This is a genomic window from Gemmatimonadota bacterium (assembly GCA_040388535.1).
In the GTDB taxonomy this organism is placed as follows: Bacteria; Gemmatimonadota; Gemmatimonadetes; order Gemmatimonadales; family GWC2-71-9; genus Palsa-1233.
On sequence record JAZKBR010000006.1, the window covers coordinates 11,267 to 36,990 of the forward strand.

The 25,724-nt window shown below is 66.3% G+C and carries 22 protein-coding genes; all 22 read left to right on the plus strand.

Annotated elements, in window-relative coordinates:
• The 22 genes from V4558_13140 (at position 1) to V4558_13245 (ending at position 25,629) form a co-directional block, all read left to right on the plus strand.
• Positions 1 to 1,266 carry an FtsX-like permease family protein gene (locus tag V4558_13140; GenBank protein ID MES2306447.1) on the plus strand — a complete coding sequence of 422 codons (1,266 nt, stop codon included), beginning with the start codon at positions 1 to 3 and terminating at the stop codon, positions 1,264 to 1,266.
• Positions 1,263 to 1,964 (plus strand): ABC transporter ATP-binding protein, encoded by a 702-nt coding sequence (locus tag V4558_13145; GenBank protein ID MES2306448.1) that lies wholly within the window; start codon positions 1,263 to 1,265, stop codon positions 1,962 to 1,964. Before V4558_13140 ends, V4558_13145 begins: the two co-directional genes overlap by 4 nt.
• Positions 1,961 to 2,470: a UvrB/UvrC motif-containing protein gene (locus tag V4558_13150; GenBank protein ID MES2306449.1), complete on the plus strand. Its 510-nt coding sequence runs from the start codon at positions 1,961 to 1,963 to the stop codon at positions 2,468 to 2,470. The genes V4558_13145 and V4558_13150 overlap by 4 nt, the downstream gene beginning before the upstream one ends.
• Positions 2,467 to 3,549: an ATP--guanido phosphotransferase gene (locus V4558_13155; GenBank protein ID MES2306450.1), complete on the plus strand. Its 1,083-nt coding sequence runs from the start codon at positions 2,467 to 2,469 to the stop codon at positions 3,547 to 3,549. The genes V4558_13150 and V4558_13155 overlap by 4 nt, the downstream gene beginning before the upstream one ends.
• Positions 3,546 to 6,029: an ATP-dependent Clp protease ATP-binding subunit gene (locus V4558_13160; protein ID MES2306451.1), complete on the plus strand. Its 2,484-nt coding sequence runs from the start codon at positions 3,546 to 3,548 to the stop codon at positions 6,027 to 6,029. Before V4558_13155 ends, V4558_13160 begins: the two co-directional genes overlap by 4 nt.
• Positions 6,030 to 6,037: 8 nt before the next feature.
• Positions 6,038 to 8,458: an outer membrane protein assembly factor BamA gene (gene bamA, locus V4558_13165; GenBank protein ID MES2306452.1), complete on the plus strand. Its 2,421-nt coding sequence runs from the start codon at positions 6,038 to 6,040 to the stop codon at positions 8,456 to 8,458.
• Between the two features lie 50 nt (positions 8,459 to 8,508).
• Positions 8,509 to 9,087 carry an OmpH family outer membrane protein gene (locus V4558_13170; protein MES2306453.1) on the plus strand — a complete coding sequence of 193 codons (579 nt, stop codon included), beginning with the start codon at positions 8,509 to 8,511 and terminating at the stop codon, positions 9,085 to 9,087.
• Between the two features lie 20 nt (positions 9,088 to 9,107).
• Positions 9,108 to 10,121, plus strand: coding sequence for a UDP-3-O-(3-hydroxymyristoyl)glucosamine N-acyltransferase (gene lpxD, locus V4558_13175; protein ID MES2306454.1), 1,014 nt, complete (start codon positions 9,108 to 9,110; stop codon positions 10,119 to 10,121).
• Positions 10,114 to 11,388: a UDP-3-O-acyl-N-acetylglucosamine deacetylase gene (gene lpxC, locus V4558_13180; GenBank protein ID MES2306455.1), complete on the plus strand. Its 1,275-nt coding sequence runs from the start codon at positions 10,114 to 10,116 to the stop codon at positions 11,386 to 11,388. The genes lpxD and lpxC overlap by 8 nt, the downstream gene beginning before the upstream one ends.
• Entirely contained in the window at positions 11,385 to 12,161 is a 777-nt protein-coding gene (gene lpxA, locus V4558_13185) for an acyl-ACP--UDP-N-acetylglucosamine O-acyltransferase (protein MES2306456.1), read from the plus strand. The genes lpxC and lpxA overlap by 4 nt, the downstream gene beginning before the upstream one ends.
• Complete coding sequence (locus V4558_13190; GenBank protein ID MES2306457.1) at positions 12,158 to 13,135, plus strand: Gfo/Idh/MocA family oxidoreductase; 978 nt, start codon at positions 12,158 to 12,160, stop codon at positions 13,133 to 13,135. Before lpxA ends, V4558_13190 begins: the two co-directional genes overlap by 4 nt.
• Entirely contained in the window at positions 13,132 to 14,244 is a 1,113-nt protein-coding gene (gene lpxB, locus V4558_13195) for a lipid-A-disaccharide synthase (GenBank protein MES2306458.1), read from the plus strand. Before V4558_13190 ends, lpxB begins: the two co-directional genes overlap by 4 nt.
• Positions 14,241 to 14,873 (plus strand): lysophospholipid acyltransferase family protein, encoded by a 633-nt coding sequence (locus V4558_13200; GenBank protein MES2306459.1) that lies wholly within the window; start codon positions 14,241 to 14,243, stop codon positions 14,871 to 14,873. Before lpxB ends, V4558_13200 begins: the two co-directional genes overlap by 4 nt.
• Positions 14,873 to 15,910: a tetraacyldisaccharide 4'-kinase gene (gene lpxK, locus V4558_13205; GenBank protein ID MES2306460.1), complete on the plus strand. Its 1,038-nt coding sequence runs from the start codon at positions 14,873 to 14,875 to the stop codon at positions 15,908 to 15,910. Before V4558_13200 ends, lpxK begins: the two co-directional genes overlap by 1 nt.
• Before the next feature lie 42 nt (positions 15,911 to 15,952).
• On the plus strand, positions 15,953 to 17,263 hold the full coding sequence (locus tag V4558_13210) for a Glu/Leu/Phe/Val dehydrogenase (GenBank protein ID MES2306461.1): 1,311 nt from the start codon (positions 15,953 to 15,955) through the stop codon (positions 17,261 to 17,263).
• Positions 17,263 to 17,730, plus strand: a complete 468-nt coding sequence (gene rlmH, locus V4558_13215; GenBank protein MES2306462.1) for a 23S rRNA (pseudouridine(1915)-N(3))-methyltransferase RlmH — start codon at positions 17,263 to 17,265, stop codon at positions 17,728 to 17,730. Before V4558_13210 ends, rlmH begins: the two co-directional genes overlap by 1 nt.
• On the plus strand, positions 17,730 to 19,232 hold the full coding sequence (gene bshC / locus V4558_13220) for a bacillithiol biosynthesis cysteine-adding enzyme BshC (protein ID MES2306463.1): 1,503 nt from the start codon (positions 17,730 to 17,732) through the stop codon (positions 19,230 to 19,232). The genes rlmH and bshC overlap by 1 nt, the downstream gene beginning before the upstream one ends.
• A 9-nt stretch (positions 19,233 to 19,241) precedes the next feature.
• Entirely contained in the window at positions 19,242 to 19,478 is a 237-nt protein-coding gene (locus V4558_13225) for a hypothetical protein (GenBank protein MES2306464.1), read from the plus strand.
• A complete protein-coding gene (murJ, locus tag V4558_13230) occupies positions 19,475 to 21,058 on the plus strand; it encodes a murein biosynthesis integral membrane protein MurJ (GenBank protein ID MES2306465.1) in 1,584 nt (527 codons plus the stop codon). The genes V4558_13225 and murJ overlap by 4 nt, the downstream gene beginning before the upstream one ends.
• Entirely contained in the window at positions 21,055 to 22,860 is a 1,806-nt protein-coding gene (uvrC, locus tag V4558_13235) for an excinuclease ABC subunit UvrC (GenBank protein MES2306466.1), read from the plus strand. Before murJ ends, uvrC begins: the two co-directional genes overlap by 4 nt.
• The gene (locus V4558_13240) at positions 22,861 to 24,033 is read left to right on the plus strand and encodes a threonine synthase (protein ID MES2306467.1); all 1,173 of its coding nucleotides are present in this window, start codon (positions 22,861 to 22,863) and stop codon (positions 24,031 to 24,033) included. It abuts the gene before it with no gap.
• A gap of 180 nt (positions 24,034 to 24,213) precedes the next feature.
• Positions 24,214 to 25,629, plus strand: a complete 1,416-nt coding sequence (locus V4558_13245) for a tetratricopeptide repeat protein (GenBank protein ID MES2306468.1) — start codon at positions 24,214 to 24,216, stop codon at positions 25,627 to 25,629.
• Positions 25,630 to 25,724 lie beyond the last annotated feature (95 nt).

The following is a 25,724-nucleotide window of genomic DNA, read 5'->3' on the forward strand; positions in this document are numbered from 1 at the left end:
ATGGCGAAGTGGTGGCCCACGGCCCTCGAGCGGCGGATCGCGCTTCGCTACCTCCGTGGTCAGCGTGGCACCCGGAGTGCGTCGCTCCAGACCACCATTGCCATCGGCAGCATCGCCGTCGGCGTGACCGCACTCATCGTGGTCCTCGGCGTAATGAACGGCCTGCGCGACGACTTGCGTGACAAGATCCTCGTTGGGTCACCCCACGTGCACGTGCTCACCTTCGGCGCCAATCTCGAGATGCAGGACTGGCGCAATCAGCTCAAGAAAGTGCAGCGCTATCCCGGCGTGATCGCGGCTGCGCCGGAAGTGACGACGATGAGCCTGGTCATCAATTCGTCGCGCTACACTGAAGGCGTCAAGGTCCTCGGGCTCGAGCCCGGGGACGGCATGAAAGTGGTCACCGACATCCAGAGCGCGATTGTCGAGGGGGACGGGAACTTCAGCACGACGGCGCCGGACGTGCGGGGCGCCGTTGTACTTGGGGCGGGCCTGGCAAGACGTCTCTCGGTGCGCCCCGGGGATGTCGTGACCATGGTCGAGCCGAATCTGTCGAAGGTGAACGCCGCCCTCGGCATGCCGACACCGGTCTACTGGCGCTTCGAGGTCACCGGCACCTTCCAGACCGGGATGTACATCTACGACAACGAGTTTGTCGTGATGACGCGCGCGCTCGCCCAGGAGTTTGCCGGGCTCGACAGTGCCGTCACCGAGATCGGCCTCCGGCTCGCCAACCCCGACGACGCCCCGAAGATCGCCACTGGCCTCGCCGATCAGCTCGGCTATCCCTACCGCGCCGAGGCGTGGCAGGCGCAGAACGCGACGCTGTTCAGTGCGTTGGAGCTCGAGAAGCGCGCGATGGGGCTGGTGATCTTCTTCATCATGATTGTGGCCGCACTCAACATCGTCGGCACACTCACGATGGTGGTCGCGTTCAAGACACGCGAGATCGGCATCCTGCAGGCGATGGGACTGCCGTCGAGCGGCGTGGCGCGCATCTTCCTCGCCCAGGGCGCGATCATCGGCATCATCGGCACTTCCATCGGCCTGGTACTGGGGCTGGTGATTGCGGTGGTGGTCGATCGCTCCGGCGCCGTGAAGATCGACCCGTCGGTGTACTTCATCGACCACCTCCCGGTGCGGATCGAGCCGCTTGATGTGGTGGTGGTCGTTGTGGCGTCCATTCTCGTTGCAATTCTCGCGACCATCCCGCCCGCGCGCAGCGCCTCGTCGCTCGTGCCGGTCGACGCCATCCGCGCCGAATGAGCGCCCTCCTGGAGGCCACCGGACTCACCCGACGCTTCGTGGGCGGCGATGGCGCGGCATTCACCGTGCTCAACGGAACTGAGTTGACCCTCGCGGCGGGCGAGTTCATCGCGATCGTCGGTGCGAGCGGTTCGGGGAAGAGCACCCTGCTGCACATCCTGGGCGGACTCGATCGCCCCGATGGTGGCGACGTTCTGCTCGAGGGAGTGTCGTATGCCTCACTCAGCAACGAACGGCTCACCGGCCTCCGCAACCAGCGTCTCGGCTTCGTCTTCCAGTTCCACCATCTCCTGCGCGATTTCACCGCGCGCGAGAATGTGATGATGCCGCTGCTCATCGCTGGGCTTGAGCCGGTCGAGGCTCGTCGCCGGGCCGATGCGCTGCTCGATCGCGTCGAACTCTCGGCGCGGGCATCAGCGCGAGTCACTCTCCTCTCGGGCGGCGAACAGCAGCGTGTCGCGCTCGCGCGGGCCCTGGTCACCGGCCCGGGATTGCTGCTCGCCGATGAACCCACGGGCAACCTCGACCCACCAACGGCGACACGGATGCACGATCTCCTCGCTTCGCTGGCACGCGACGCAGGGACAGCAGTCGTGGCGGTGACCCACAACCGTGAGCTGGCGGCGCGTGCGGATCGAGTCCTGGCGCTCGATGGCGGGGTACTCCGCCTGGCCGAGGCGGTCGAGGCGCACCCGTGACCCCGTGCCAGGCGTGTCACGTCCGTGATGCGGAGGTCGAGCTGACGCAGGTGGTGGGCGACGAAGTCACTACCCTGCGCCTTTGTGGCAAGTGCGCGGCCGAGCGCGGCGTTCCCGCCGAATCCCAGGTGGCGGATTCGCCGTTGGGAGCGTTTCTCGCGGCGATGGGGCAGGGGGCCACTCCGCTGGCGGCGGCTGCGGCGACCGGAGAGCCGTGCCCGACCTGCGGCGCAACGCTCGACGACTTCCGGGCATCGGGACGACTGGGATGCGCCGATTGCTGGGTTGCCTTCGAACGGCCGTTGCGGGACCTCCTGCGGCGGGTGCACGGCGGCACGCGCCACGTTGGTCGGCGGTACCGCTCGGCCACCGATGCTGGCGACCCGGCCTCGGACCTGATCCGCGAGCGGCTCCGGCTGCGCGAATCGTTGCGCGAGGCAGTCGCGGCGGAACAGTTCGAGCTCGCGGCCGAACTCCGCGACCGGTTGCGGGGGCTCGAGGGATGACCGGCCCGCAGAATGCCGGGGGTGATGATGAGCTGCCCTGGCTCTCCGCCAGCGGCCCCTGGGCCGACCTGGTGGTCTCTACGCGGGTCCGTCTCGCCCGAAACCTGACAGGGGTCGGCTTTCGGGGGCGAAACAGCGAGGCGGAGCGTGAGGGGGTGCTGGAGAGTGTCCGACGGGCGGCGACCGACAGTCCGTCGTTGGCCGGGGCGGCTCTCCACCGGCTCGATCTGCTCCCGCTCGAGGGGCGCCGCTGGCTGCAGGAGCGGCAAATGGTCTCGCGGGAACTCGCCGGCGTCGATCCGGTGGGGCGGGTCCACGGCGGCGGGGCCGTGCTGGTTGCCGGGGCGGTCGCGGTGATGCTGAACGAGGAGGATCACCTGCGCGTGCAGGGGCTCCGGTCGGGGTTCGCGCTCGATCAGGCATTTGCCGATGCAGAGTGCGCCGACGGTGAGCTTGGAGCGCGACTTTCCTTCGCCTTCCACCCCGAATTCGGCTATCTTACGGCCTGTCCGACCAACGTCGGCACTGGGCTGCGCGCCTCGGTGCTGATCCACCTCCCGGGCCTTGTTCTTACCCGCGAGATCGCCAAGGTGCTGCAGGGTCTGGCCCAGGTCGGGCTGACCTACCGCGGGCTCTATGGCGAAGGGAGCGAGGTCCTCGGGAACCTGTTTCAGCTCTCGAATCAGACCACGCTTGGCAAGTCGGAAAGCGAATTGCTCGATCACCTCGGGCGGCTGGTTCGTCAGGTGATGGAGTGCGAAATCCAGGCGCGCGACGTGCTGCGGCGCGACGCGGCCGCAGTGCTCGACGATCGGGTCTGGCGCGCGTGGGGGCTCCTGAGCCACGCCCGTGCGGTGACCTTCGAGGAACTGGTCGAGTTACTGAGTAGCGTCCGACTCGGCGTCAGCCTCGGCATCCTGCCGCCGCTGCCGCTGGGGACAATGAACCGGTTGCTGGTGCTGGCGCAGTCTGCGCATGTGGCACGAGCGGCCGGGACCGGCCTCGAGGATGAGGCGCTGGCGGTGCATCGGGCGACGCTCGTGCGCCGTCTGTTCGCAGATGAGGGGAGGGCACGATGAACGGCTACAACTTCACCGACCGGGTGCGTAAGGTGCTGCAGATGGCGCGCGAGGAAGCCGCGCGACTGCACCATGAATACGTGGGCACCGAACACATTCTCCTCGGCCTCATTCGCGAAGGCGAGGGCGTGGCCGCTGCAGTGCTCACCAATCTGGGCGTCGATCTCGAGGAAGTGCAGCAGAAGATCGAGGAGACGGTCAAGAAGGGGAAGTCGGCCGCCGCGGCCGGCCCCGAATTGCCGTACACCTCCCGCGCCAAGAAGGTCCTCGAACTCGCGATGATGGAAGCGCGCGAACTCAATCATTCCTACGTCGGCACCGAGCACCTGCTGCTCGGGCTGCTGCGCGAGGAGAAGGGGATCGCGGCGCAGGTGCTCACCGACGCCGGCGTGACGCTTGAACAATCGCGCGCCGAGACGCTCCGCCTGCTCGGGAGCGACTTGCCCCCGGCACCGGGAGCAACCTCAGCCGCCGCGCCAAGCGGGCCGCAGGCCGTGCCACCCAAGAGCGAGAAGAAGTCCAAGACGCCGGCACTCGATCATTTCTGCCGCGACCTCACGGTGCTGGCCGCCGAGGGCGCGCTCGATCCGACGATCGGGCGAGCGAAGGAGATCGAGCGCGTGATGGAAATTCTCGCACGCCGCAAGAAGAACAATCCGGTGCTGATCGGCGAACCCGGTGTCGGCAAGACCGCCATCGTCGAAGGGCTCGCCCTCCTCATCGCGAACGGCCAGTGCCCCGACGTGCTGCGTGATCATCGCGTGCTCTCGCTCGACATGGCCGCGGTGATCGCGGGAACGAAGTATCGCGGTCAATTCGAGGAGCGCCTCAAGGCGGTCATGAACGAGATCGCCGCGAGCAAGCACGTCATCCTCTTCATCGACGAACTGCACACGCTGGTCGGCGCCGGTGCTGCCGAAGGCGCAATCGATGCCTCGAACATGCTGAAGCCGGCGCTCGCGCGCGGCGAGCTGCAGTGTGTCGGTGCCTCGACCCTGAACGAGTACCGCAAGTACATCGAGAAGGATGGCGCGCTCGAGCGCCGGTTCCAGACCGTGATGGTCGAGCCGCCGTCGATCGAGGAGACCATCGAGATTCTCAAGGGGCTGCGGAAGAAGTACGAGGAGCATCACCGGGTCACCATTCCCGACCTGACGCTGAAGGCCGCGGCGGAACTCTCGGAGCGCTACATCACCGACCGGTTCCTGCCGGACAAGGCGATTGACGTGATCGACGAGGCCGGCGCGCGCGCCCGGCTTGCGTCACAGCATCCGCCCGCCGAAGTGGGCGAGCTCAAGCTCCAGCTCGAGAAGGTCACGGCCGAGAAGGAAGAGGCGATCCGCGACCAGAACTTCGAGAAGGCGGCCGCGCTCCGCGACCGTGATCGCGAGTTGCAGCAGCAGATCCGGAGCGTGCAGGAGGAATGGGAAAAGGAGCGCCAGACCAAGCGTCCGATCATCGACGAGGAAGCGATCGCGTTCATCGTCGGGCGCTGGACCGGCATTCCGGTGACGCGCATCCAGGAGGCCGAAGCGTCACGTCTGCTGCGGATGGAAGACGAAATCCATCAGTCGGTGATTGGCCAGGACGAGGCGATTCACGCCGTGTCGCGGGCCATCCGCCGGTCGCGCGCGGGGCTCAAGGATCCCAACCGCCCCATCGGGTCATTCATCTTCTCCGGCCCGACCGGTGTGGGCAAGACGGAGCTGGCACGCGCCCTGGCGCGGTTCCTCTTCAACGATCCGACCGCCTTCATCCGCGTCGACATGTCGGAGTACATGGAGAAGTTCTCGGTCTCGCGCCTCATCGGTGCGCCGCCGGGATATGTCGGCTACGAGGATTCCGGAACGCTCACGAAGGCCGTCCGCCGCAAGCCGTACTCGGTCGTCCTGCTCGACGAGATCGAGAAGGCCCACCCGGATGTCTTCAACATCCTGCTGCAGGTCCTTGATGAGGGGCACCTCACCGACAACTATGGTCGGGTCATCGACTTCAAGAATACTGTCGTGATCATGACATCGAATGTCGGCGCACGCGATATCATGCAGGGCAAGTCGCTCGGCTTCCACTCGGGCGACGGCGAGCGGAGCTTCGCGAAGATGTCGGAGACCGTGAAGGAAGAGATCGGCAAGGTGTTCAATCCGGAATTCATCAATCGGCTGGATGACGTCATCGTCTTCCACCCCCTCTCGAAGGAACACATCGCGAAGATCGTCACCGTGCTGCTGCGGGATGTCACCCGACGGATCGGCGACGAGGTCCGGCTCACGCCGGCCGCGATCGACTTTCTGGTGAACCACGGCTACGACCAGAGCTACGGTGCGCGCCCCTTGAAGCGCGCGATTCAGCGATACATCGAGGATCCGCTCAGCGAGCGCATCCTGAGCGGCGACGTGACGCCGGGCGAGGAGATCGAGGTGGATGTGGCTCCGGAAGGTGACAAGCTTTCGTTTCGCGCCCTGACCGGGACCCAGGCCTGACCGCCCCGATGCTGAAGCGTCGCGCGGGAGAAGTGCGTGCGTGGTGGCGCGGCGCGCTGCTCCTGGTGGTCATGCTGCTGCCGCTGCGTCTGGTCGCCCAGGATCGGCAGGGGGCGCCGCCGGAGTTGCCGGCCGTCGACAGCATCAAGGTCGAAGGCAACGCCCGGCTCACGGCGGAGCAGGTCGTCGCGGCGTCGGGGCTCCTGGTCCATACCAAGATTTCCTACCGCGAGATCCAGCGCGCGGTCTCCGCGCTCTATCTCACCGGGCAGTTTGATGATGTCTCGGTCGAGCAGCGTGAGGCGGCGAGTCTGCTGGTGCTGGCTATTGTCGTGAAGGAGCGCCCGATCCTGAGGAGCTGGACGCTCAAAGGCCCGGTCAAGATCTCGATGGGCAACGTCAAGGAGCGCATCAAGCTTCTCGAGGGCCGCCCGATCGATCGCGCCGCGGTCGCGAAAGGGCGCTTCGAGATCGACTCGATGTATCGCAAGGAAGGGTATTACACCGCGCAGGTGACGGTGAAGGAAGAGGCGACGACCGATGGTGGCGTGCGGCTGAACTTCCAGGTCGACGAAGGGAATCGCGTCTCGATCTCGCGGGTGGATGTGGTCGGCAACACCCACTTCACCGACGAACAGATCGTCGCGAACATCGGCTCCAAGCCCGAAGGCTTCTGGTGGTTCCGTCCCGGCGCCTATGATGAGCGCGAAATCGATCTCGACAAGCGCGAGCGGCTGCCCAAGTGGTATGGCGGCAAGGGACTGATCGACTTCCAGGTGGCCAAGGATACGCTGCTCCCCGATCCGAAGACCGGCAAGGCGGTGTTGCAGCTCACCGTCGACGAGGGCCAGGTCTTCCACGTCGGAACGCTCGAGGTCCTCGGCAACCACCGCTTCTCTTCCGAAGAGCTGATGGCGGGGCTGCCCTTCGGCACGGCCGATCAGGTCGGCTCGGGGAAGGAGATCGGCGGTGTCTTCGATCGCAACGCGTGGGAAGCCGCCACCGAGAAGATCAAGGACCTCTACACCAACAACGGCTACATCACGGCGCAGGTCGAACCGGAACAGGCGCGGCGGATCAAGCCCGATGGCACGCCGGTGCTCGATCTCCGCTGGCGCATCCAGGAAGGCGCCCCCGCCACGATCAACAAGATCTATATCACCGGGAACGAGGTCACGCACGAACGGGTGATCCGCGAGGCGATTGTTCTCCTCCCTGGCGAACTTTTCAACAAGGACCGGCTCCTCCGTTCCTACCAGAACATCGGCAACCTTGGATTCTTCCAGCAGCCGATGCCGAGCCCGGGAGTGGACCCCGCGCCGAATGGCGTCGACGTCGACATCACGTTCCACGTCGAGGAGAAGCGCACCGGCAACATCAACTTCGGCGCGTCCGTGGGGCAGGGTACCGGTCTCGGCGGCTTCATCGGGCTCGAAGAACCGAACCTCTTCGGTCGGGCGAAGCGCGGCAAGTTGCAGTGGCAGTTCGGCAAGAACATCAATGACTTCTCGCTGAGCTACACGGACCCGGCCATTCGCGAGTCGCGCGTCTCCGGCACGGTCACGCTCTACAACTCGCGCCAGAAATACACCATCGGCGACCTCGGTCGTCGTCGGCAGGAAGGTGGCTCGTTGCAGTTCGGCCTGCCGTTCCTCGGCTCGCGCTACTCCCGCGTGTTCGCGAGCTATGGCTTCCAGAAGATTCGCTACACCGATGGGTCGGCCGACCTGCAGTCGCGCTTCCGCTGCTCGCCCTGCACCAGGTCCACGGTCGGGCTCTCGTTCCTGCGCGATACCCGGGTCGGCTTGCCGTTCCCGGTGGCCGGTTCGCAGGTGTCGGTCGGCGTCGAGCAGAACGGCGGTCCGCTCGGTGGCACCGGCAATTATCAGAAGATGGATTTCGACACGCGCTGGTTCACGCCGCTTGGCCGCCTTGGTGGCAAGTCGGAGAGCTTCGGTGGCGGTGTGCAGTTCACTCTCGGGTTCACTGCCAAGTCCGGATTCATTTTCGGAAACCCGGGCGGCTTCTTTACCGAACTGTATTCACTCGGTGGCGTGCAGTACGGCATCCCACTGCGCGGCTACGACGAGTTTTCCATCACGCCCAACGGCTTCGATGCCAACGCGGCCGGTTCGGCCGCGAGCGCCGATGCCTTCGGCAAGTCCTACGCGGCCTTCACGGTCGAGTTCGGCGCCCGGCTCTCCCAGTCGCTGTACGTGAACACGTTCTTCGACGCCGGCAACGTCTACCGCAGCGTTCGGCAGTACGACCCTACCCGCCTCTTCCGGGGCGCGGGCGTGGGCGCGGCATTAATTTCCCCGCTTGGGCCGATCGGGCTGGACCTGGGATACGGGTTCGACCGGACCGACCGGACGGGGCGCCCGGCTCCAGGCTGGAAGTTGCACTTCCGGCTCGGGAACTTCTTCTAGGGTCGCACTGTGCGGCCCCATATTCACAGCAGTTCTACAAGGACGAAGCAATGACGCGTGTTGGTCTTCCCATCCGGGCCCTGATGCTCCTCTCGCTGGTAGCTGGTACTGCTGCCGTCGCCTCGGCCCAGACAGGCGCTGGCTGCAAGGTGGCCTACGTTGCCGCGCAGCCTGTGCTCGCGCAGACGCCGGGCTACGCCGCGGCCGAATCGATCTGGACCAAGGAGTTCGAGGGGTATCGCAGCGAGATCGCCAAGCTGACGGATTCGCTCAACAAGGATGCCGCCAAGTTCGAGGAGTCCTCGGCCATGCTCTCGCCGACGAATCGCGACGCCGGCCGCAAGAAGCTCGAGGCCCAGCAGGCCGCGCTCGACGCGCGTCAGCAGGAACTGACCCAGCGTGCCGGTGCGCGCCGGCAGGAACTGCTCGCCCCGATCGAGTCGCGCGTGACGGCGATCATCGAAGGGATTCGTGCCGAGAACAACATCACGATGATCTTCGACGTGAGCCAGCAGAGTTCGAATATTCTCACGGCCGACAAGGCGTGTGATCTCACCCAGCGTGTCGTGGATCGCCTGAAGACCGGCGGCACGGCACCGGCTCCGGCGCCAGGCGCCAAGAAGCCCTGAGTCAGGCGACGACGGGCGCGTTGACGGCACAGGCGGTCGCCGACTTGGTCGGTGGCCGCCTGTCTGGTCCCGGGGACGTGGCGCTCAGGCGCTGTCGATCTCTCGAGGCGGCGGAGCCTGATGCGCTTGCGATGGCGATTGGTGGTCGATATGTGGCGGCGCTCGCGCTCACGCAGGCGGGCGCGGTCCTCGTCACGGAAGCGCTGGTCGGTGAGCCCGGGCCGGCAACCCGCATCGTCGTGCGCGACCCGGCCCGCGCGATGGCTCTGGTCGCGACCGTCCTCCATCCGCAATCCACTACCGACCCGCAGATCGCGACCACAGCGCAGATCGGTCACGGTACCCCGGTCCCGGCCGACGCGCACATCGGTGCGTATGCCGTGATCGGCGCGAGTGTCACGCTCGGTGCCCGGGTCCGAATCGGGCCGCATGTGGTGATCGAGGACGGCGCCCTGCTCGGCGACGACGTGCGACTTGATGCGCAGGTGGTGGTGCACGCTGGCGCGGAGCTGGGGTCGCGGGTCTGGTGCAAGGCGGGCGCCATCATCGGCGGTGCCGGATTCGGATTTGTCTCCGATGCCACCGGGCACACGCGCGTGCCGCAGGTCGGTGGTTGCATCCTGGAGGACGACGTCGAAGTGGGGTCATGCTCCTGTGTTGACCGTGGATCGCTCGGCGATACCGTCATTGGGCGTGGTTCCAAACTCGACAATCATGTGCACGTCGGGCACAACGTGCGCATGGGATCCGACTGCCTGCTGATGGCGGGCGTCGGCGTCTCAGGCAGTACCGTGATCGGCAATCGGGTCGTGCTCGCGGGCCAGTCTGGCGTGGCCGGGCACCTCACCCTCGGAGATGATGTGAAAGTCGGTGCCAAGTCGGCGGTGATCTCCAGTGTGGCTAGCGGGATGTCGGTCTCCGGTTATCCGGCACGCCCGCACCGCGAGTTCCTGCGGGCACTGGCCGCACTCTATCGCCTCGCCCCGCATCATGAAGCACTCGAAGATCTCGCCTCGGAGCGCGAAGATGGCTAGGCGGACCCTTGCAGGCGTCGCAGAACTTTCCGGTACCGGCCTGCATACCGGCGCCCTCACGACCGTTCGCCTCGGCGCCGGTGATCCCGGTAGCGGGATTCTCTTCCGCCGAACGGACCTGCCGGGCGCGCCCACGATCCCCGCGCGAAGTGGTCAGGTCGACGCCACCGAACGGCGGACGGGCCTCGCTGCCGGGACCGCCGTCGTGCAGACAGTGGAGCATCTGCTCGCTGCGGCGCACGCACTGCAGCTCGACGATCTCCTGATCCAGCTCGACGGACCGGAGCCTCCGATTCTCGACGGCTCGTTCCTGCCCTGGCTCGACGCCATGGAACAGGCGGGGATCCAGGAACGCGAAGGTGACCCCGCTGTTCTGCGGGTCCTTGAGCCCTTCACCGTTGAAGAAGGCGACGCACGGTATGTGGTTGCGCCGGGCAACGGGCTGCGAATCACTGCCACCATCGAGTGGGACCACCCGGTCATCGGCCGTCAGTCGTCGAGCTTCGATGTCTCGCCCGAGTCGTTCCGCCGCGACATCGCCCCCGCACGCACATTCGGTTTCGTGCATGAAGTCGAGGCGCTCCAGAAGCGCGGCCTGCTGCAGGGTGCCTCACCGGAAATGGCCGTCGTCCTCTCCGACACGGCCGTGGCGACCGGCGAACTTCGCTGGCCCGACGAATTCGTCCGCCACAAGATCGGTGACATTCTCGGCGATCTCGCGCTGCTCGGCGCGCGCATCGAAGGACACGTGATCGCCGACAAGCCGAGCCATCAGGGGAACGTGGCGCTGGCGCGTGCGCTCGCACGCCAGGGCTCCCGTACTGATCCGACTCAGGTCGACATCACCCGGATCATGGGTGTGCTCCCGCACCGCTATCCGTTCCTGCTCGTCGATCGCATCGTCGAAATCGAAGCGGGCGTGCGGATCGTGGGCACCAAGAACGTGACGATCAATGAGCCGTTCTTCCAGGGGCACTTTCCCGGGCATCCGATCATGCCCGGTGTGCTGATTGTCGAAGCGATGGCGCAGGCCGGCGGGATGCTGTTGATGGACAACTTCGACGACCCCGCTTCGAAGGTGGTCTACTTCGCCTCGCTCGATGGCGTGCGCTTCCGGCGGCCGGTGGTTCCCGGTGACCAGTTGCGATTCGAGGTGGAGCTGCTGCAGTTCCGCGGGCGGACCTGCAAGATGCGCGGCCACGCGTTCGTTGAAGGTCGTGTGGTCTGCGAGGTCGAGAACATGATGGCGACGGTGAGAGATCGATGAGTCAGCGCATCCATCCCAGCGTGCTGATCGATCCGACCGCGGAACTGGGCACCGATATCGAGATCGGCCCGTTCAGCATTGTCGGTCCCGGTGTCACCGTCGGCGACGGCTGTCGTCTCGCGGCACGCACCACGCTCGAACGCAACGTCCGGCTCGGCGAGCGCGTGCAGGTGGGGAGTGGCGCCATCATCGGCGGGCCACCGCAGGATCTCAAGTATCGCGATGAGGAGACCTGGGTCACCGTCGGCGATGGCACCATCATCCGGGAATACTCAACCATCAATCGTGGCACCGCGGCCTCGGGGCTGACCTCGGTCGGAAGCGACTGTTTCATCATGTCGTATGTCCACCTGGCCCACGACTGCCACATCGGCGATGGCGTCATCATCGCAAATGGCACCCAGTTGGCCGGTCACGTCACCATTCAGGATCGGGCGGCCCTCTCCGGCCTCGTGGCAGTGCACCAGTTTGTGACCATTGGCGCTCACTGCTTCATCGGTGGGGCCACACGTGTGAGCCAGGATATTCCGCCGTTCGTGAAGGCGGTCGGCAACCCGGTGGAGCTCTACGGCCTCAACTCGATCGGCCTGCAGCGACAGGGCTTTCCACCCGAAACCATCGCGGCGCTGAAGCGGGCCTACCGCCTCTTCTTCAATTCCGATTACAACCTCGGTCAGGCGCTCGAGCGCGCCAACACCGATCTGCCGGATCTGCCCGAAGTAAAACGCTTCCTGGAGTTCGTCTCCTCCTCCCAGCGCGGCGTCCCCGCGTGATCGAGCGGCTGCCGGTCGGCGTCGTCGGGGTGGGTGCCCTTGGGCGCCATCACGCCCGGCACTTCGCGTCGATGCACGGCGCCGAGCTGGTGGGAGTCTATGACGCGGATCTCGCCCGTGCCGCCGCGGTGGCGGCCGAGGTTGGTTGCCGCGTGTTCGAGACGATCGACGGGCTGCTCGGTGCCGTCCGCGCCGTCTCGGTCGCCGTACCGACTTCGTATCATCGCAACGTCGGCCTCGAGTGTCTCGGCCGTGGCGTCTCGGTGTTGATGGAGAAGCCGATCACCGTGACGCTCGCGGAAGCAGACGAACTGCTGGCCGAAGCAGATCGTCACGGCGTGGTGTTCGCCGTCGGCCACATCGAACGATTCAATCGTGCCGTGCGTGCGGCACAGACCGTCCTCGAGCGGCCGATCTTTCTCGAAGGCATCAGACTGGCACCGTTCCAGCCTCGCGGCACCGATGTCGCGGTCGTGCTCGACCTGATGATTCACGATCTCGATCTCGCAAATCATCTCGTGGGTGGCGTGGCCGCCGTCGATGTGCGCGCGAGTGGCGTCTCCGTGCTCTCGCCGCACCTCGACATGGTCAATGCGCGGGTAGAGTTCGCCGGCGGCGCCGTGGCATCGATGACGGCCTCTCGCGTGGCGCGCGATCGAGTGCGTCGCCTGCGGATCTTTCAGCCGTCGGGCTATGTATCGCTCGATCTCGCAACCGGCACCGGCTCCTTCATGCGGCTGCGCGATGGCTGGCGGCCGGGCACCGGGAGCAGTATCGAGGAAATCGTCGAAACGGTCCCCCTCGAGGCTCCCGAAGCAGATGCCCTCGGACTGGAGCTCGCCGCCTTCGTGGCGGCGGTGCGCGGCGAACGCGCGGCCATCGTGAGCGCCGCCGAAGGCCGCAGTGCTCTCGCCCTCGCTCTTGACGTAACGGCGGCCGTCCAGCGTGCCCCGGTTCCTGCACTCGGGCGATGAACCCGCGGATCCTGGTACTCGCGGGGGAGCCATCGGGCGACCTCCACGGCGGACGCGTCGTCACCGCGCTGCGAGAACGTTTTCCCGATGCCACCATCGATGCGGTTGGTGGGCCGCGGATGGCGGCGGCTGGCGCCACGATCCGCCGCTCCATCGAAGGGCTCTCCGCGATGGGCCTGGTGGAAATCCTCGACAAGTTTCCCGCGCATATCCAGCTGCTCCGATCGCTGCGCCGCGATTTCGCGAACCGACGCTACGACCTCGTCATCCCGATCGACTATCCCGGCTTTCACCTGCGTGTCGCCGAGTCCGCGAAGCGGGAAGGGATCAAGGTGCTCTGGTATATCGCACCGCAGATCTGGGCATGGCGGCCGCAGCGCGCCGAACGCTTTTCCCACGCGGTCGATCGCCTCGCCGTGATTCTCCCCTTCGAGTCGAGCTTCTTTGGCCGGGTCGGCATCTCCACGGATTACGTCGGGCACCCACTCGTGGATGGCGAACAGCTTCCCAGTCGCGAGGCATCACGGGCCGCGCTGGGGATTCCTGCCGGGGCCAGAGTGCTGGCGCTCTTTCCGGGGTCACGGCACGGCGAGATCCGCCGACTCTGGCCGGCGTATCGCGACGCCGCGCGCCGCGTCCTGGCGGCCGGCGGATGCTCCCACGTGCTGGTTGCTGCGACCGCCGACGGCTCCTATCCCGACGCCGGGGAATTCACTCTGGTGGCCGATCGCGGCGAGCAGGTGCTCGCGGCGGCCGATGCGGTTCTGGCAAAGTCGGGCACGACCACGCTCGAGGCGGCCCTCGCCGACGTGCCGATGGTAGTGGCGTACCGGCTCAATCCGATCACGTTTGTGTTGCTGCGCCGACTGATCACCGTGCGCTGGGCGTCGCTGGTGAATCTCGTGGCCGAACAGGAAGTCGTCCCGGAGTTGATTCAGGGGGCCGCGACTCCCGAAGCCCTCGCCCGCGCCGTGCTCCCGTTGCTCGATCCGGCCGGCGACGCGGCGCGCACCCAGCGACGCGGCCTCGCCGAGGTGCGCCGACGACTCGGCGGACCCGGGGCGAGCGAACGACTCGCGGCCCTTGCCGGTCAGATGCTTGTCGCGTGAAGATTCCAGTACCCGCGAGTGTGGTCCGCGTCGTCGGTGGGCCGGTCGTCCGCGCCCTGGCGCGCTCCTGGCACATCCGCCAGCACCACGCGGAACGATGGCATCAGCTGCGCGCGTCGGGGACCCCCTACATTTATCTGCTATGGCACGAGGCACTCCTGCCGCTGCTCTGGCAGCATCGTGCCCAGGGGATCGCCATCGTGGTCAGTGAAGCGCGCGAGGGTGGTTACCTGGGCGATTTCGCCACCAGCATCGGGTACCGTTTGCTGCCGGGCTCCTCGACTCGTGGCGGTCTGCGCGCCCTTCGCGGAGCTGTCCGCATCCTCCACGACAACGTGCCGGTGGCGTTCACTCCCGATGGTCCGCGGGGCCCCCGGCGCGAGGTCAAGCCCGGCATTGTGCGCGCGGCGCAACGTGTGGGCGCGCGAATTCTCCCGCTGCATGCCGAGGTCGATCGTGCCTGGCGACTCCGCTCATGGGACCGGATGGTGATTCCGAAGCCGGGAGCATCGGTTCGAGTGGGCTATGGTGAACCGTTCGCCGTGGATCCCGGGCCCGATGGGCTCGCGCGCGGGATTGCACGCTGCGAGTCGGCGCTGATCGCGCTTGAGTCGGAGTTGCACGCCTGATGCCGCGCCGTCGTGGTGATGGTCATCGCCTGATTCGCTGGCTCTGGACCAGCGGCCGACTCGATGCCCGGCTTGCCCGCGCCGCACTACTGCCGGCCGGTGGGCTGTGGCGACTCGGGATGAACGTGCGGGGACTGGCGTATCAGCGGGGCTGGCTCGCGACCCACGAGATGCCGCTGCCCACCATCGCGATTGGCAACCTCACTGTGGGTGGCTCGGGGAAGACCCCGATCGCCGGCTGGGTCGCCGAGCACTATCTCGCGGCGGGGCACCGGCCGGGCATCCTCTTGCGCGGTGTGGGGGGCGATGAAACGCTGGTGCATCGCGAAGCCTTGCCGGGTGCCGTCGTGGTGCCGAACGCCGATCGTCGCGCGGGGGCAGTCGAGGCCGTGGCCCAGGGCGCCGACGTGCTGGTCCTCGACGACGCGTTCCAGCGACTCGATGTGGCGCGCGACCTCAACATCTGCGTCGTCAGTGCCGAGACGCGGCGTGCAGTGCGCTGGCCATTGCCAGCCGGACCATGGCGCGAATCGCCCGTTGCCCTCGAGCGTGCCGACGCGCTCATCGTTACCCGCAAACGCGCCGACCTGGCCACGGCGCAATCGGTGGCGGAGGAGTTCGGCCGGCTGGTGCAGGGGCCGACTGCGATTGCCCGGCTCGATCTTGCCGTATTGCGCGGGCTGGTAAGTGGGGCGGAGCGACCGGTCTCGTCGCTCGAAGGGAAGCGCGTGGTGGCTGCCAGTGCCATCGCCGATCCGGATGCCTTCGTGACCCAGTTGAAGCGCACCGGGGCCCAGGTCCAGGTCGCCACCTGGAAAGACCACCATCAGTTTCGCGATGAGGACGTCGCGTGGCTGGCGCATGCCTCGCGGCGTGCCGATCATGTGGTGATGACGGCCAAGGATGCCGTGAAGCTCAGGGCCCGCTGGCCTGTCAGTGTGCCGGAGCCGCTGGTTGCTACACTCGCCGTGACCTTCGAATCCGGCGAGGCCACTCTCAGGGAAGCGCTCGACCTCGTGGTCGCCCGCCTCCGCTGACGCACAACACCCCAGGGTCCGCGACGGACCGGAGATTTTCCCATGTCCAGCAGCAAAGGCGCGAAGGCGAAGCCACTCATCAAGCCGGATCGGGACCGCCGGTTTGCCTCCGAGGAGAATCCGTTCGAGGCGATGATGTCGCGCTTCGACATTGCCGCGACGCACCTGAAGCTCGAACCCGGACTGTACAAGGTGCTTCGCGCCCCCGAGAAGCAGCTCATCGTGTCGGTCCCGATCAAGCGGGACAACGGCGAGATCGAAGTCTTCACCGGCATCCGGGTGTTGCATAACACCTCGCGCGGCCCGGCGAAGGGCGGCATTCGCTTCGACCTCAATGTGACGCTCGACGAGGTCAAGGCACTCGCGGCGTGGATGACCTGGAAGTGTGCCGTGGTCAACCTGCCGTTCGGCGGCGCCAAGGGCGGCGTGATCTGTGACCCGACCACGATGTCCGACGGGGAACTCGAACGCGTCACTCGCCGTTACACCTCGGCGATCATTGACCTGCTCGGCCCTGACTCCGACGTCCCGGCACCCGACGTGAATACCAACGAGCGGGTCATGGCATGGATCATGGACACCTACTCGATGCACAAGCGGCACACGGTGACTGCCGTCGTGACCGGGAAGCCGATCGCAATGGGCGGCTCGCTCGGGCGGCGCGATGCCACCGGCCGCGGTTGCCTGGTTGTCACCAAGCGCGCGCTGCAGCGGCGCAAGCAGAAGGTGGCGGGCGCGACCGTTGCCGTGCAGGGTTTCGGCAATGTCGGCTCGACGGCCGCGCGGCTGATGCAGGCCGAAGGAATGAAGATCATCGCGGTGAGCGACAAGAGCGGGGGCGTGCACAACCCCAAGGGGCTCGACGTTGCCGACGTGCTCGAATGGCTCAAGAAGCATCGCGTGCTCGAGGGCTACCCGAAGGGGAAGCCGATCTCCAACGAGGAGCTGCTGACGCTGAAGTGCGACGTGCTCGTGCCGGCAGCGCTCGAAAACGTCATCACCAGCAAGAACGCGCATCAGATTCAGGCGAAGATCATCTGTGAAGGCGCCAACGGCCCCACGACGGCACAGGCCGACGCGATTCTCGAGGAGAAGGGGATCTACGTGATTCCCGATATTCTCGCGAATGCCGGCGGCGTGACGGTCTCGTATTTCGAATGGGTCCAGGATCGCGGCGGCTATTTCTGGGATGAAGAGACCGTCAACGAACGCCTCGAGAAGATCATGATCAAGGCGTTCGACGAGGTCTCGGAGATGTCGGAGAAGCATTCGGTGTCGATGCGGATCGGGGCCTACATGCTCTCGATCGACCGGGTTGCCGCTATGCACCGCCTCCGCGGAATGTATGCCTGATGCAGTTGCACCTCCTCGCGGTTGGCAAGCTCCGGCCCGCCTTCCGCGAGGCGTGTGACGAGTACCTCCGTCGCCTCCGGCGCGTCGTGGCCGTGACCGAGCGCGAAGTGCGCGAAGCGGGGCGGGCGGGGAGCGTGGCACAACAGCAAACGGACGAGGGAAAGCGATTGCTCGAGGCGCTGCCGGACGATACCGACCTGACGCTGCTCGATCTTGACGGTGAACCCTGGTCGAGCGAGCAAGTGGCCGAACAGCTGCAACGGTGGCGGCTGCGCGGTCGCGATCACGCACTCGTGATCGGTGGCGCGGTCGGGGTGGCGCCCACGCTCCGCCAGCGCGCTACTTCCAGCTGGAGCCTCGGCCCGCTGACGCTACCGCACGAACTCGCGCGCGTCGTGGTCGCCGAGCAGCTCTATCGAGCGACGACCATTCTCAACGGTGAACCGTATCACAAGGGGAATCGGTGATGCGGGTATTCTCTCACCCCGTAATCCCGGGCGCGGCCATCGCGCCTCGCGCCGCGACCTGGTCTGATTTGCTCACGCCGGCCTTGCTGCAGGTCCCGGGCACCGAAGCGGCGATCGCCGCCCTCCATGCTCCGGGAGCGCTCGTTGTCACCACGGGCCAGCAGCCTGGCCTCTTCGGCGGCCCGCTGTACACCGTGCACAAGGCACTTGGGGCGGCGGCACTCGCGGCCGAACTCTCGGCACGCTGGAAGCGTCCTGTCGTCCCGCTCTTCTGGCTCGCCGGTGACGATCATGATTTCGCCGAGGCGAGCACGGCGTCGTGGCTCGATGCCGATGGGGCATTGCAGGAGTGGCATCTCGCACCGCGCGACGCGGCGGCGCCGCAACGCTCGATGGCCCGTGAACCGCTGCCAGCCGAAATCCTCAGCGGCCTCCGCACGCTTGAGCAGAGCCTTCCTGGCGGCGAGGAGCGCGATGCGACGCTGACCTGGCTGCGGCGCCATTACGTACCGGGGCACACGCTGCATTCGGCGTACGCCGGGGCGATTGCCGAGCTGCTGGCGCCGTGGGGCATTCTCTGTATCGACCCAACCGGCACCGCATTCAAGCGGGCGCAAGTGCCGCTGCTGACCCGCGCGCTCGAGCGCGCCAGCGAACTCGACGCCGCACTCGCTGCGCTTCCGGACGCCGGAACCGGCATCGCGGCTGGAGAGGGAGCCACCCTCGTCTTCTACGAACACGAGTCGGGACGTGACCGTTTGCTGGTGGACGGCGACGGCTTTCGCGGGCGTCGTACCGGCGTGCACTTCACCCGTGACACGCTGCTCGCGGAACTCGCCGCATATCCTGAGCGATGGTCGGCGAACGTGCTGCTGCGCCCTGTTGTCGAAGCGGCGCTGCTCCCCACTGTGGCCTACGTCGCCGGCCCGGGCGAGTATCGCTACCTGACCCGGCAGGCCGCCACCCTCTATCCGTTACTGGACGTCGCCCCGCAGGTCCCGGTGCCGCGCTGGACCGGAACCGTGGTTGAACCGTGGGCCGAGCGTCTCCTCGATCGACTCGGTCTCTCCCTCGAAGCGCTCCTCGATGATGACGGCGCCGTCGGACGCGGGATCCTGCGTCGCGACCTCCCCGACGAAATCCCGATGGCGCTGGGCCAGCTCCGCGATGCCATCGCCGCTACCACCAGCACGCTGACCTCCGCGGGACGAAAGATCGATGCGGTGCTCGATCGGGCGATCGCTTCACGTCAGCGGCGGCTATCACAGGTTGCGGACGACCTCGAGCGCGTGCTCGAACGACACCTCCGCAAGCGTGGCGATATCGCGTATGCCCAATACCTCCGGCTGCGGAACGCCCTGCGACCGCGCGGCGCGCCGCAGGAGCGGGTCTTGAGCGTGCCTTCGCTGCTCGCGCGGCACGGCACCGGCTGGCTCGAGGGAGTACGTGCAGCGGCGACTGTCTGGGCCGCTGGCCTCGAGACCGATCCCGGCGAGAGATAGCCTCGTCTCATGTCCCTCATCGGGATTGCGCTTCTCGTCGCGCTGGCCATCCCGATCATCTCGATCGTGGTGAGCGGCCCCATCGGGCGGCGGTTCGTGCGCGGCAGGGAAGCGGACCTTCGCCCCGCACCGCGCGATGCTGAGGAACTGGCCGAGCTCCGCCGACGGATCGATCAGCTGGAGGGCGACGTCGATATCCTCCATAGCCTGCTCACTCAGCTTCGTGAAGAGATGGAATCGCGATGAAGGCTCCCAACCGCGGTTCCTATTTCGTCGCCGCCGGCATTCTCCTCAGTCGGCTTGCGGGGCTGGTCCGCCAACGGATCTTCTCCAAGTACCTCGGAATCTCGGAGGCGTCCGATATCTGGAACGCGGCGTTCCGGATTCCCAACTTCCTCCAGAATCTCTTCGGCGAAGGTGCGCTCTCCGCCTCGTTCATTCCGAGCTACTCGCGCCTGCTGGGCGAGGGGCGCGACGAGGAGGCCCGCCGCCTCGCCGGCGCCGTCCTCTCCCTCCTTGCCGCAACCGTGGCGATTCTCGTGCTGGCCGGCGAACTCGCCACCCCATGGCTCGTCGACCTGATCGTTCCCAGATTCACCCCCGAATCGCGCGACATCACCACCACCCTCGTCCGGATCCTCTTCCCGGCCGCTGGTCTGCTCGTACTCTCCGCGTGGTGTCTCGGCGTTCTCAACTCGCATCGCAAGTTCCTGCTCTCCTACGCCGCGCCAGTTGTCTGGAATGCCACCATCATCCTGACGGTGGTCCTCGGCGCGGCCGGGAAGAGCGAGATGCGATTCGTCGTCGTCGCTGCCTGGGGCGCCGTGTTCGGGTCGTTCCTGCAGATCGCCGTGCAGTGGCCGGTGGTCCGGCAGGTCGGTGGTGCGATCCGGCCGCAGAACTGGCGCGGCGTGGAAGGGGTCCCGCAGGTGGTCCACTCCTTCCTGCCGAACCTGATTTCGCGTGGCGCCAATCAGATCAGTGCCCTGATCGACGTCTGGATCGCCGGATTCATTCCTGGCGCGATCACGGCGATGGGCAACGCCCAGGTGCTCTACACCCTGCCGGTCTCGTTGTTCGGGATGGCGATCTCGGCCGCCGAATTGCCCGAGATGTCGCGCGAGCGGGGTGACCCCGAAGCGATCGCACAGGCGCTGCGCGTGCGACTCGATGCGGCCACCCAGCGGCTGGCCTACTACATCATCCCATCCGCAGTCGGTTTCATCTGTCTCGGCGGGGTCATTTCCGCCGCGGTCTTTCAGTCCGGCAAATTCAATCACGCCGACAGCCAGTATGTCTGGATCGTACTCGCGGGTTCTGCAATCGGGTTGCTCGCGTCGACCCTCGGCCGACTGTATGCCTCTACCTTCTACGCGCTGCACGACACGACGACGCCGCTGCGCTGCGGACTCGTCCGTATCGTCCTCACTGGCGTCCTCGGTCTGCTGGCCGCGCGCGTGATGCCGGGTCTGCTCGGAATAGACCAGAAGTGGGGTGCAGCCGGCATCACGGCGACGGCCGGGATTGCCGGATGGATCGAGTTCATGCTGCTCCGCCGTGGTCTCCGCCGTCGGCTCGGCAATTTCTCGCTTCCGCGCACCGAGCTGGCCAAGCTCTGGACCGCGGCCGTCATCTCGGGGGCAGCGAGCACCGCGATGCGACTCGTGCTCCCCGATGGCGCTGCTCCGATTCCCGTCCTGCTCGCAACCGTTCCGTTGAACGCTGTGGTCTTTCTCGGTATCACCACGGGGCTGGACATCCCGGAGTCCGCCGTGCTGACCGGGCGGATCCGCAGGGTGGCAGCACGACTCTGGAGCCGGCCGTGAACGAAGCGCTCCAGCGCAAGCTGGACACGCTGCCAGACGGCCCGGGGGTCTATCTCTGGAAGGGCGAGGACGGCGAAGTGCTGTATGTCGGCAAGGCGAAGAACCTTCGCAGCCGGGTGCGCTCGTACTTCGCGACCGACTTTGCTGACGCTCCGAAGAATCGCTGGCTGCAGCGAACCATTGCTGATGTCGAAACCATCGTGGTGGCGAACGAGGCGCAGTCGCTACTCCTCGAGAACAACCTGATCAAGGAGTACCTGCCGAAGTTCAACGTCCGGCTCAAGGACGACAAGAGCTATCCTTCGATCGCCGTGACGATGGGCGATCCATTTCCTCGCGTACTCGCGACCCGTCGACGCGATCTTGCCGGTGCCCGGTACTACGGGCCCTACACCGATGTCGGAGACATGCGCCGCACGCTGGGCCTCGTACGCCGGATGTTCACGGTGCGGTCGTGCAGCGACGATATCCCGCGGGAGCGTCGCGAGCGTCCCTGTCTCGATTACCACATCGGGCGGTGCAAGGCGCCGTGTGTGGCCTGGCAATCGGAAGCCGACTATCGCGCGATGATCGGCGAAGTGATCGAATTCCTCGAGGGGCGCACGGTCGATCTCAAGGCCCGGATTCGCGGGATGATGCAAATGGCCAGCGAGCACGAAGACTTCGAGCGGGCACGCGACCTCCGCGATACCCTCAAGTGGCTCGAACAGGTCGAGTCGCCTGCCACGGTCGATGTGGTGGGCACCGGCGACGCTGACGTGATCGGCTACGCCCGGGACGGTGACGACGCCGTCGGCGTGCTGCTTCGGGTGCGTGACGGTCGCGTGATTGGTCGCGAGCATCGCTTCCTGGAAAATGTCGAGGAGACCGCCGATGAAGACGCGTTGGCCGCGTTCCTGATTCGCTGGTATCTGCCGGTAGCAGGGAAGGTTCCCCGACTGGTGCTGCCGTTTCCCCCGGCCGAAGTTGGTGCCCTCGAAGAGCTTCTCCCGGAACAACGGGTCACCATTCCCCAGCGTGGGCTCGCCTCGCGATGGCGTGAGCTCGCGGATCAGAACGCCCGGCATCTGCTTGAATCGCTCCGGATGGAGAGCTTCGAGACCGACGAACGTGCCGAAGATCCCGTCTATGCACTGGGCCGGGAGCTGGGCCTGTCGAGTGTTCCGCGAACCTTCATCGTCATCGATATTTCGACCAACCAGGGCCGGGACACGGTGGGTTCGCTGATCACCTTCGAGGCCGGGCGTCCCAAGAAATCCGAATACCGCAAGTTCAAGATCAAGGGGATCGCGCAACAGGATGACTTCGCCGCGATTCACGAGGTGGTGTCTCGCTATTTTCGCCGGCGCATGGAATCCGGGGAACCGTTCCCGGATCTGGTGGTCATCGACGGCGGCAAGGGGCAGCTCTCCGCCGCGCTCGAGGCGATGACGGCACTCGGGGTCGCGCACGTGCCGCTGGCATCGCTCGCCAAGCGTGACGAGGAAATCTTCCTCCCCGGCCAGAGCGATTCCATTCGCCTCTCCCGTCGCAGCCCCGCGCTCCGCCTGCTCCAGCGTGCGCGCGACGAGGCCCATCGCTTCGGGGTTGCCTACAACCGCAAGCGGCGCAGTGAGCGCACGATCACGTCAGCGCTGCTCGACATTCCAGGTGTGGGGCCCTCGAAGCGCCGGGCGCTGCTCACCACCTTCGGCTCTCTTGCGGGCGTCCGCGCTGCGACTCCCGCCGATATTGCTGCGCTCCCCGGCTTCTCCGAGGCGGTGGCAATTCGCATCCTCGACCATCTGAAAGTGAACAACTGAATGGACTGGCATCTCGAATGTTCTGATTGTGGAATCACCGCTTCCGCGGACGGATTGCCGACGGTCTGCACGGCCTGCGGTCGACCCTGGCTGGTGCGTTACCCCGATCGAATGCATCCTACGACCGAGCGCGCCGAGGTGCGACGGCGCCACGGGATGTGGCGCTTTCGATCGTTCCTCCCGCTGGTGGGGGACGAGGCGCCGGTTACCCTCGGCGAAGGAGATACGCCGCTGCTGCATGCCCCGCGACTTGCGGCGGAACTCAAGCTCGGCAACATCTGGATCAAGGATGAATCGACCAATCCGACCGGCGCGTTCAAGGCGCGTGGTCTGAGCGCCGCGATCACCCGCGCCGTCGCGGCGGGCGCCAATCGTTTCGTGATTCCCACCGCGGGGAATGCTGGAGTGGCCAGCGCCGCCTACGCGGCTCGTGCGGGGGCGACCGTGCGTGTCTTCGCGCCGCGGACCACGCCGGGGACCATCCTGTCCCAGATCATCGCGTTTGGTGGGGAGCTGATCCTGCTCGACGGCCACATCGGCGATTGCGGCAAAGCGGCGCGGGCGTGGGCGGCCGAAACCGGGGCTGTTGATCTCAGCACGCTACGCGAGCCCTACCGTATCGAGGGAAAGAAGACCTTGGGGCTCGAAATCGCGCTGCAGCTGGGGTGGAAGCTCCCCGCAGCGATCATCTACCCGACCGGGGGCGGCACTGGCCTGATCGGGATGTGGAAGGCCTTTCACGAACTCCGGGCGGCGGGCTGGGTCACCGACCCGATGCCCCGCCTTTACTCAGTCCAGAGCACCGGGTGTGCGCCGGTGGTGCGGGCGTTCGAGAGCGGCGCCGAGAGCGCCGAGCCCTGGGCCGACCCCTGGACCATCGCGAGCGGACTTCGGGTACCGGGACCTCTGGGTGACAAGCTGATGCTCCGGATTCTTCGCGAAACCGAGGGCGGGGCGATCGCGGTCGAGGACGCCGAAATGGCCGAGATGGCGCGGCTCGGGACCCGGGCCGAGGGGATCGATTTTGCCCCGGAAGGGGGAGCCAGTCTGGCCGCCGCCGTGGAGCTCCAGCGGCGCGGCCAGCTCGCTCACGGCGAGCAGGTCATCCTCTTCAACACCGGGGCAGGGTGGCTCTATCGGGACCCCGGGGATTTGCTCCCGCCGCCGGCCTGAGGGATATTGGACGGTTGTATTAGCTCTTTCGGTGTAGATGAAGGACGGCCGGTCGTCCCCTATCCCCGGAAGCGTGGGTTCAGCAACGCCGGGTGACCTTCCGGCGTACTCAGGTGGTCAATGTGGTACCCCAGGCGGACACTGCGGTCCGCCTTCGTCGATCCGATTCGAGGAGCAGCAATGCGAAAGATTGGTCTGTTGATGCTGGCAAGCGTCGTGGCTGTACCGATGACGGTACGCGCCCAGGACTACAACCAGCGCGTCCGGATGGCCATGTCGACCAAGTATCAGGGGCCAATGTGCCAGCTCAAGGGCGGCGACTTCCGCGTCTCGAGCGGAGCCACCTACTTGAAGACGGGCGTCGAAGTCCCCGATCCGATCAAGCGCGAGAGCCAGCTCAAGAAAGGCGTCCAGGTCATCACCGAAGCCATTTCCAATTCGGGCCAGGACAAGAGCGCTGCCGCCTGGTACTATCTCGGCCGCCTCGACCTGAATCTCGGCGATCTGCGCGGTGCCGATACTGCCTTCACGAGAGCCGTCGCCCTGCAGCCCGAGTGCGCCGAGGACGTCAAGGGGTACCGCCAGACGGCGTGGGCCGCTCTGATGACTCCTGCTGCCGAAGCCGTCCGCAACAACTCACCGGACTCGGCGCTCGCCCTGTTCCAGCAGGCGTCAATCATTTCGCGTGACTTCCCGCAGGGTTTCTACAACCTGGCCGTACTCTATGCCAACTCAGGCAAGGACGACAGCGCGGCGGTGTACTTCAAGCTCGCGCAGGAGAAGGCGATCAAGGACGAGAAGTTCAATCCGATTCGCAACGGGTCGACCTTCAATCTCGCCGCAATCCTCCAGCGGATGGACAAGCACGCCGAAGCGGCCGCCGAATTGAAGCGCTACCTGACGTGGGAGCCCAATGACGTCGAGGCCAAGAAGGCGCTTATCCTCTCGCTGCGAGCCACTGGGGCGACGGCCGAAGCGTCGCAGCTTCAGCAGCAGATGCTCTCTGCCGGCGCGACGGCCGGTACCCTCAGCAACGAAGATCTCACCTCGATGGGTGTGAATCTCTTCAACGAGAAGAAGTACGCCGAGGCGGCCGACGTGTTCGAGAAGGTCTCCGCGGCCTCTCCCGGTGACCGGGTGGCGCTTGCGAACCTCGCGAACACCTACCTCGCCATGAAGGCAGGCGACAAGCTGGTACCTGCAGCACTCAAGCTGGTCGCGATGGAGCCTCTCAACGAGTCGAACCTGAAGTACCTCGGCGAAGGGTACCGGATGCAGAACAAGCAGGATGACCTTATCAAGACGGTCACCAAGCTGATCCGGCTCCCGACCTCGGTGGAGGTCGACATGCTGCAGCGGAAGAAGGACAGCGCCACCCTGACCGGTCACGCAGTCGGTCGTCAGGCGCAGGATGACGCCGGGAAGTCCCTGCCAGCGGCCGCGCTGACCATTGTGGTCGAGTTCCTGAATGCCGATGGCGCGGTAGTCTCGGGCTCTGATGTCGCCATCCCCGCCTTGCAGCCCGGCGAGAAGCACGAATGGCGCGCCGAGGGTAAGGGCGATGGGATCGTCGCCTGGCGGTACCGGCAGAAGTAGCCGGAGGAAGGACGGCTCGGTCTCGAAGGGGTCAGCGCAACCGCGCTGGCCCCTTTTGGCTTGACTCGAGTGGAATCGGTTCCAGTGCGGTGTCA

Coding starts and splice junctions, on each gene's coding strand:
- lpxB (MES2306458.1), top strand. CDS start 13,132: ATGAACCCGCGGATCCTGGTACTCGCGGGGGAGCCATCGGGCGACCTC.
- V4558_13245 (MES2306468.1), top strand. CDS start 24,214: ATGCGAAAGATTGGTCTGTTGATGCTGGCAAGCGTCGTGGCTGTACCG.
- lpxK (MES2306460.1), top strand. CDS start 14,873: ATGCCGCGCCGTCGTGGTGATGGTCATCGCCTGATTCGCTGGCTCTGG.
- V4558_13170 (MES2306453.1), top strand. CDS start 8,509: ATGACGCGTGTTGGTCTTCCCATCCGGGCCCTGATGCTCCTCTCGCTG.
- V4558_13145 (MES2306448.1), top strand. CDS start 1,263: ATGAGCGCCCTCCTGGAGGCCACCGGACTCACCCGACGCTTCGTGGGC.
- V4558_13210 (MES2306461.1), top strand. CDS start 15,953: ATGTCCAGCAGCAAAGGCGCGAAGGCGAAGCCACTCATCAAGCCGGAT.
- rlmH (MES2306462.1), top strand. CDS start 17,263: ATGCAGTTGCACCTCCTCGCGGTTGGCAAGCTCCGGCCCGCCTTCCGC.
- V4558_13225 (MES2306464.1), top strand. CDS start 19,242: ATGTCCCTCATCGGGATTGCGCTTCTCGTCGCGCTGGCCATCCCGATC.
- lpxC (MES2306455.1), top strand. CDS start 10,114: ATGGCTAGGCGGACCCTTGCAGGCGTCGCAGAACTTTCCGGTACCGGC.
- V4558_13155 (MES2306450.1), top strand. CDS start 2,467: ATGACCGGCCCGCAGAATGCCGGGGGTGATGATGAGCTGCCCTGGCTC.
- bshC (MES2306463.1), top strand. CDS start 17,730: ATGCGGGTATTCTCTCACCCCGTAATCCCGGGCGCGGCCATCGCGCCT.
- V4558_13140 (MES2306447.1), top strand. CDS start 1: ATGGCGAAGTGGTGGCCCACGGCCCTCGAGCGGCGGATCGCGCTTCGC.
- murJ (MES2306465.1), top strand. CDS start 19,475: ATGAAGGCTCCCAACCGCGGTTCCTATTTCGTCGCCGCCGGCATTCTC.
- lpxA (MES2306456.1), top strand. CDS start 11,385: ATGAGTCAGCGCATCCATCCCAGCGTGCTGATCGATCCGACCGCGGAA.
- V4558_13240 (MES2306467.1), top strand. CDS start 22,861: ATGGACTGGCATCTCGAATGTTCTGATTGTGGAATCACCGCTTCCGCG.
- bamA (MES2306452.1), top strand. CDS start 6,038: ATGCTGAAGCGTCGCGCGGGAGAAGTGCGTGCGTGGTGGCGCGGCGCG.
- V4558_13160 (MES2306451.1), top strand. CDS start 3,546: ATGAACGGCTACAACTTCACCGACCGGGTGCGTAAGGTGCTGCAGATG.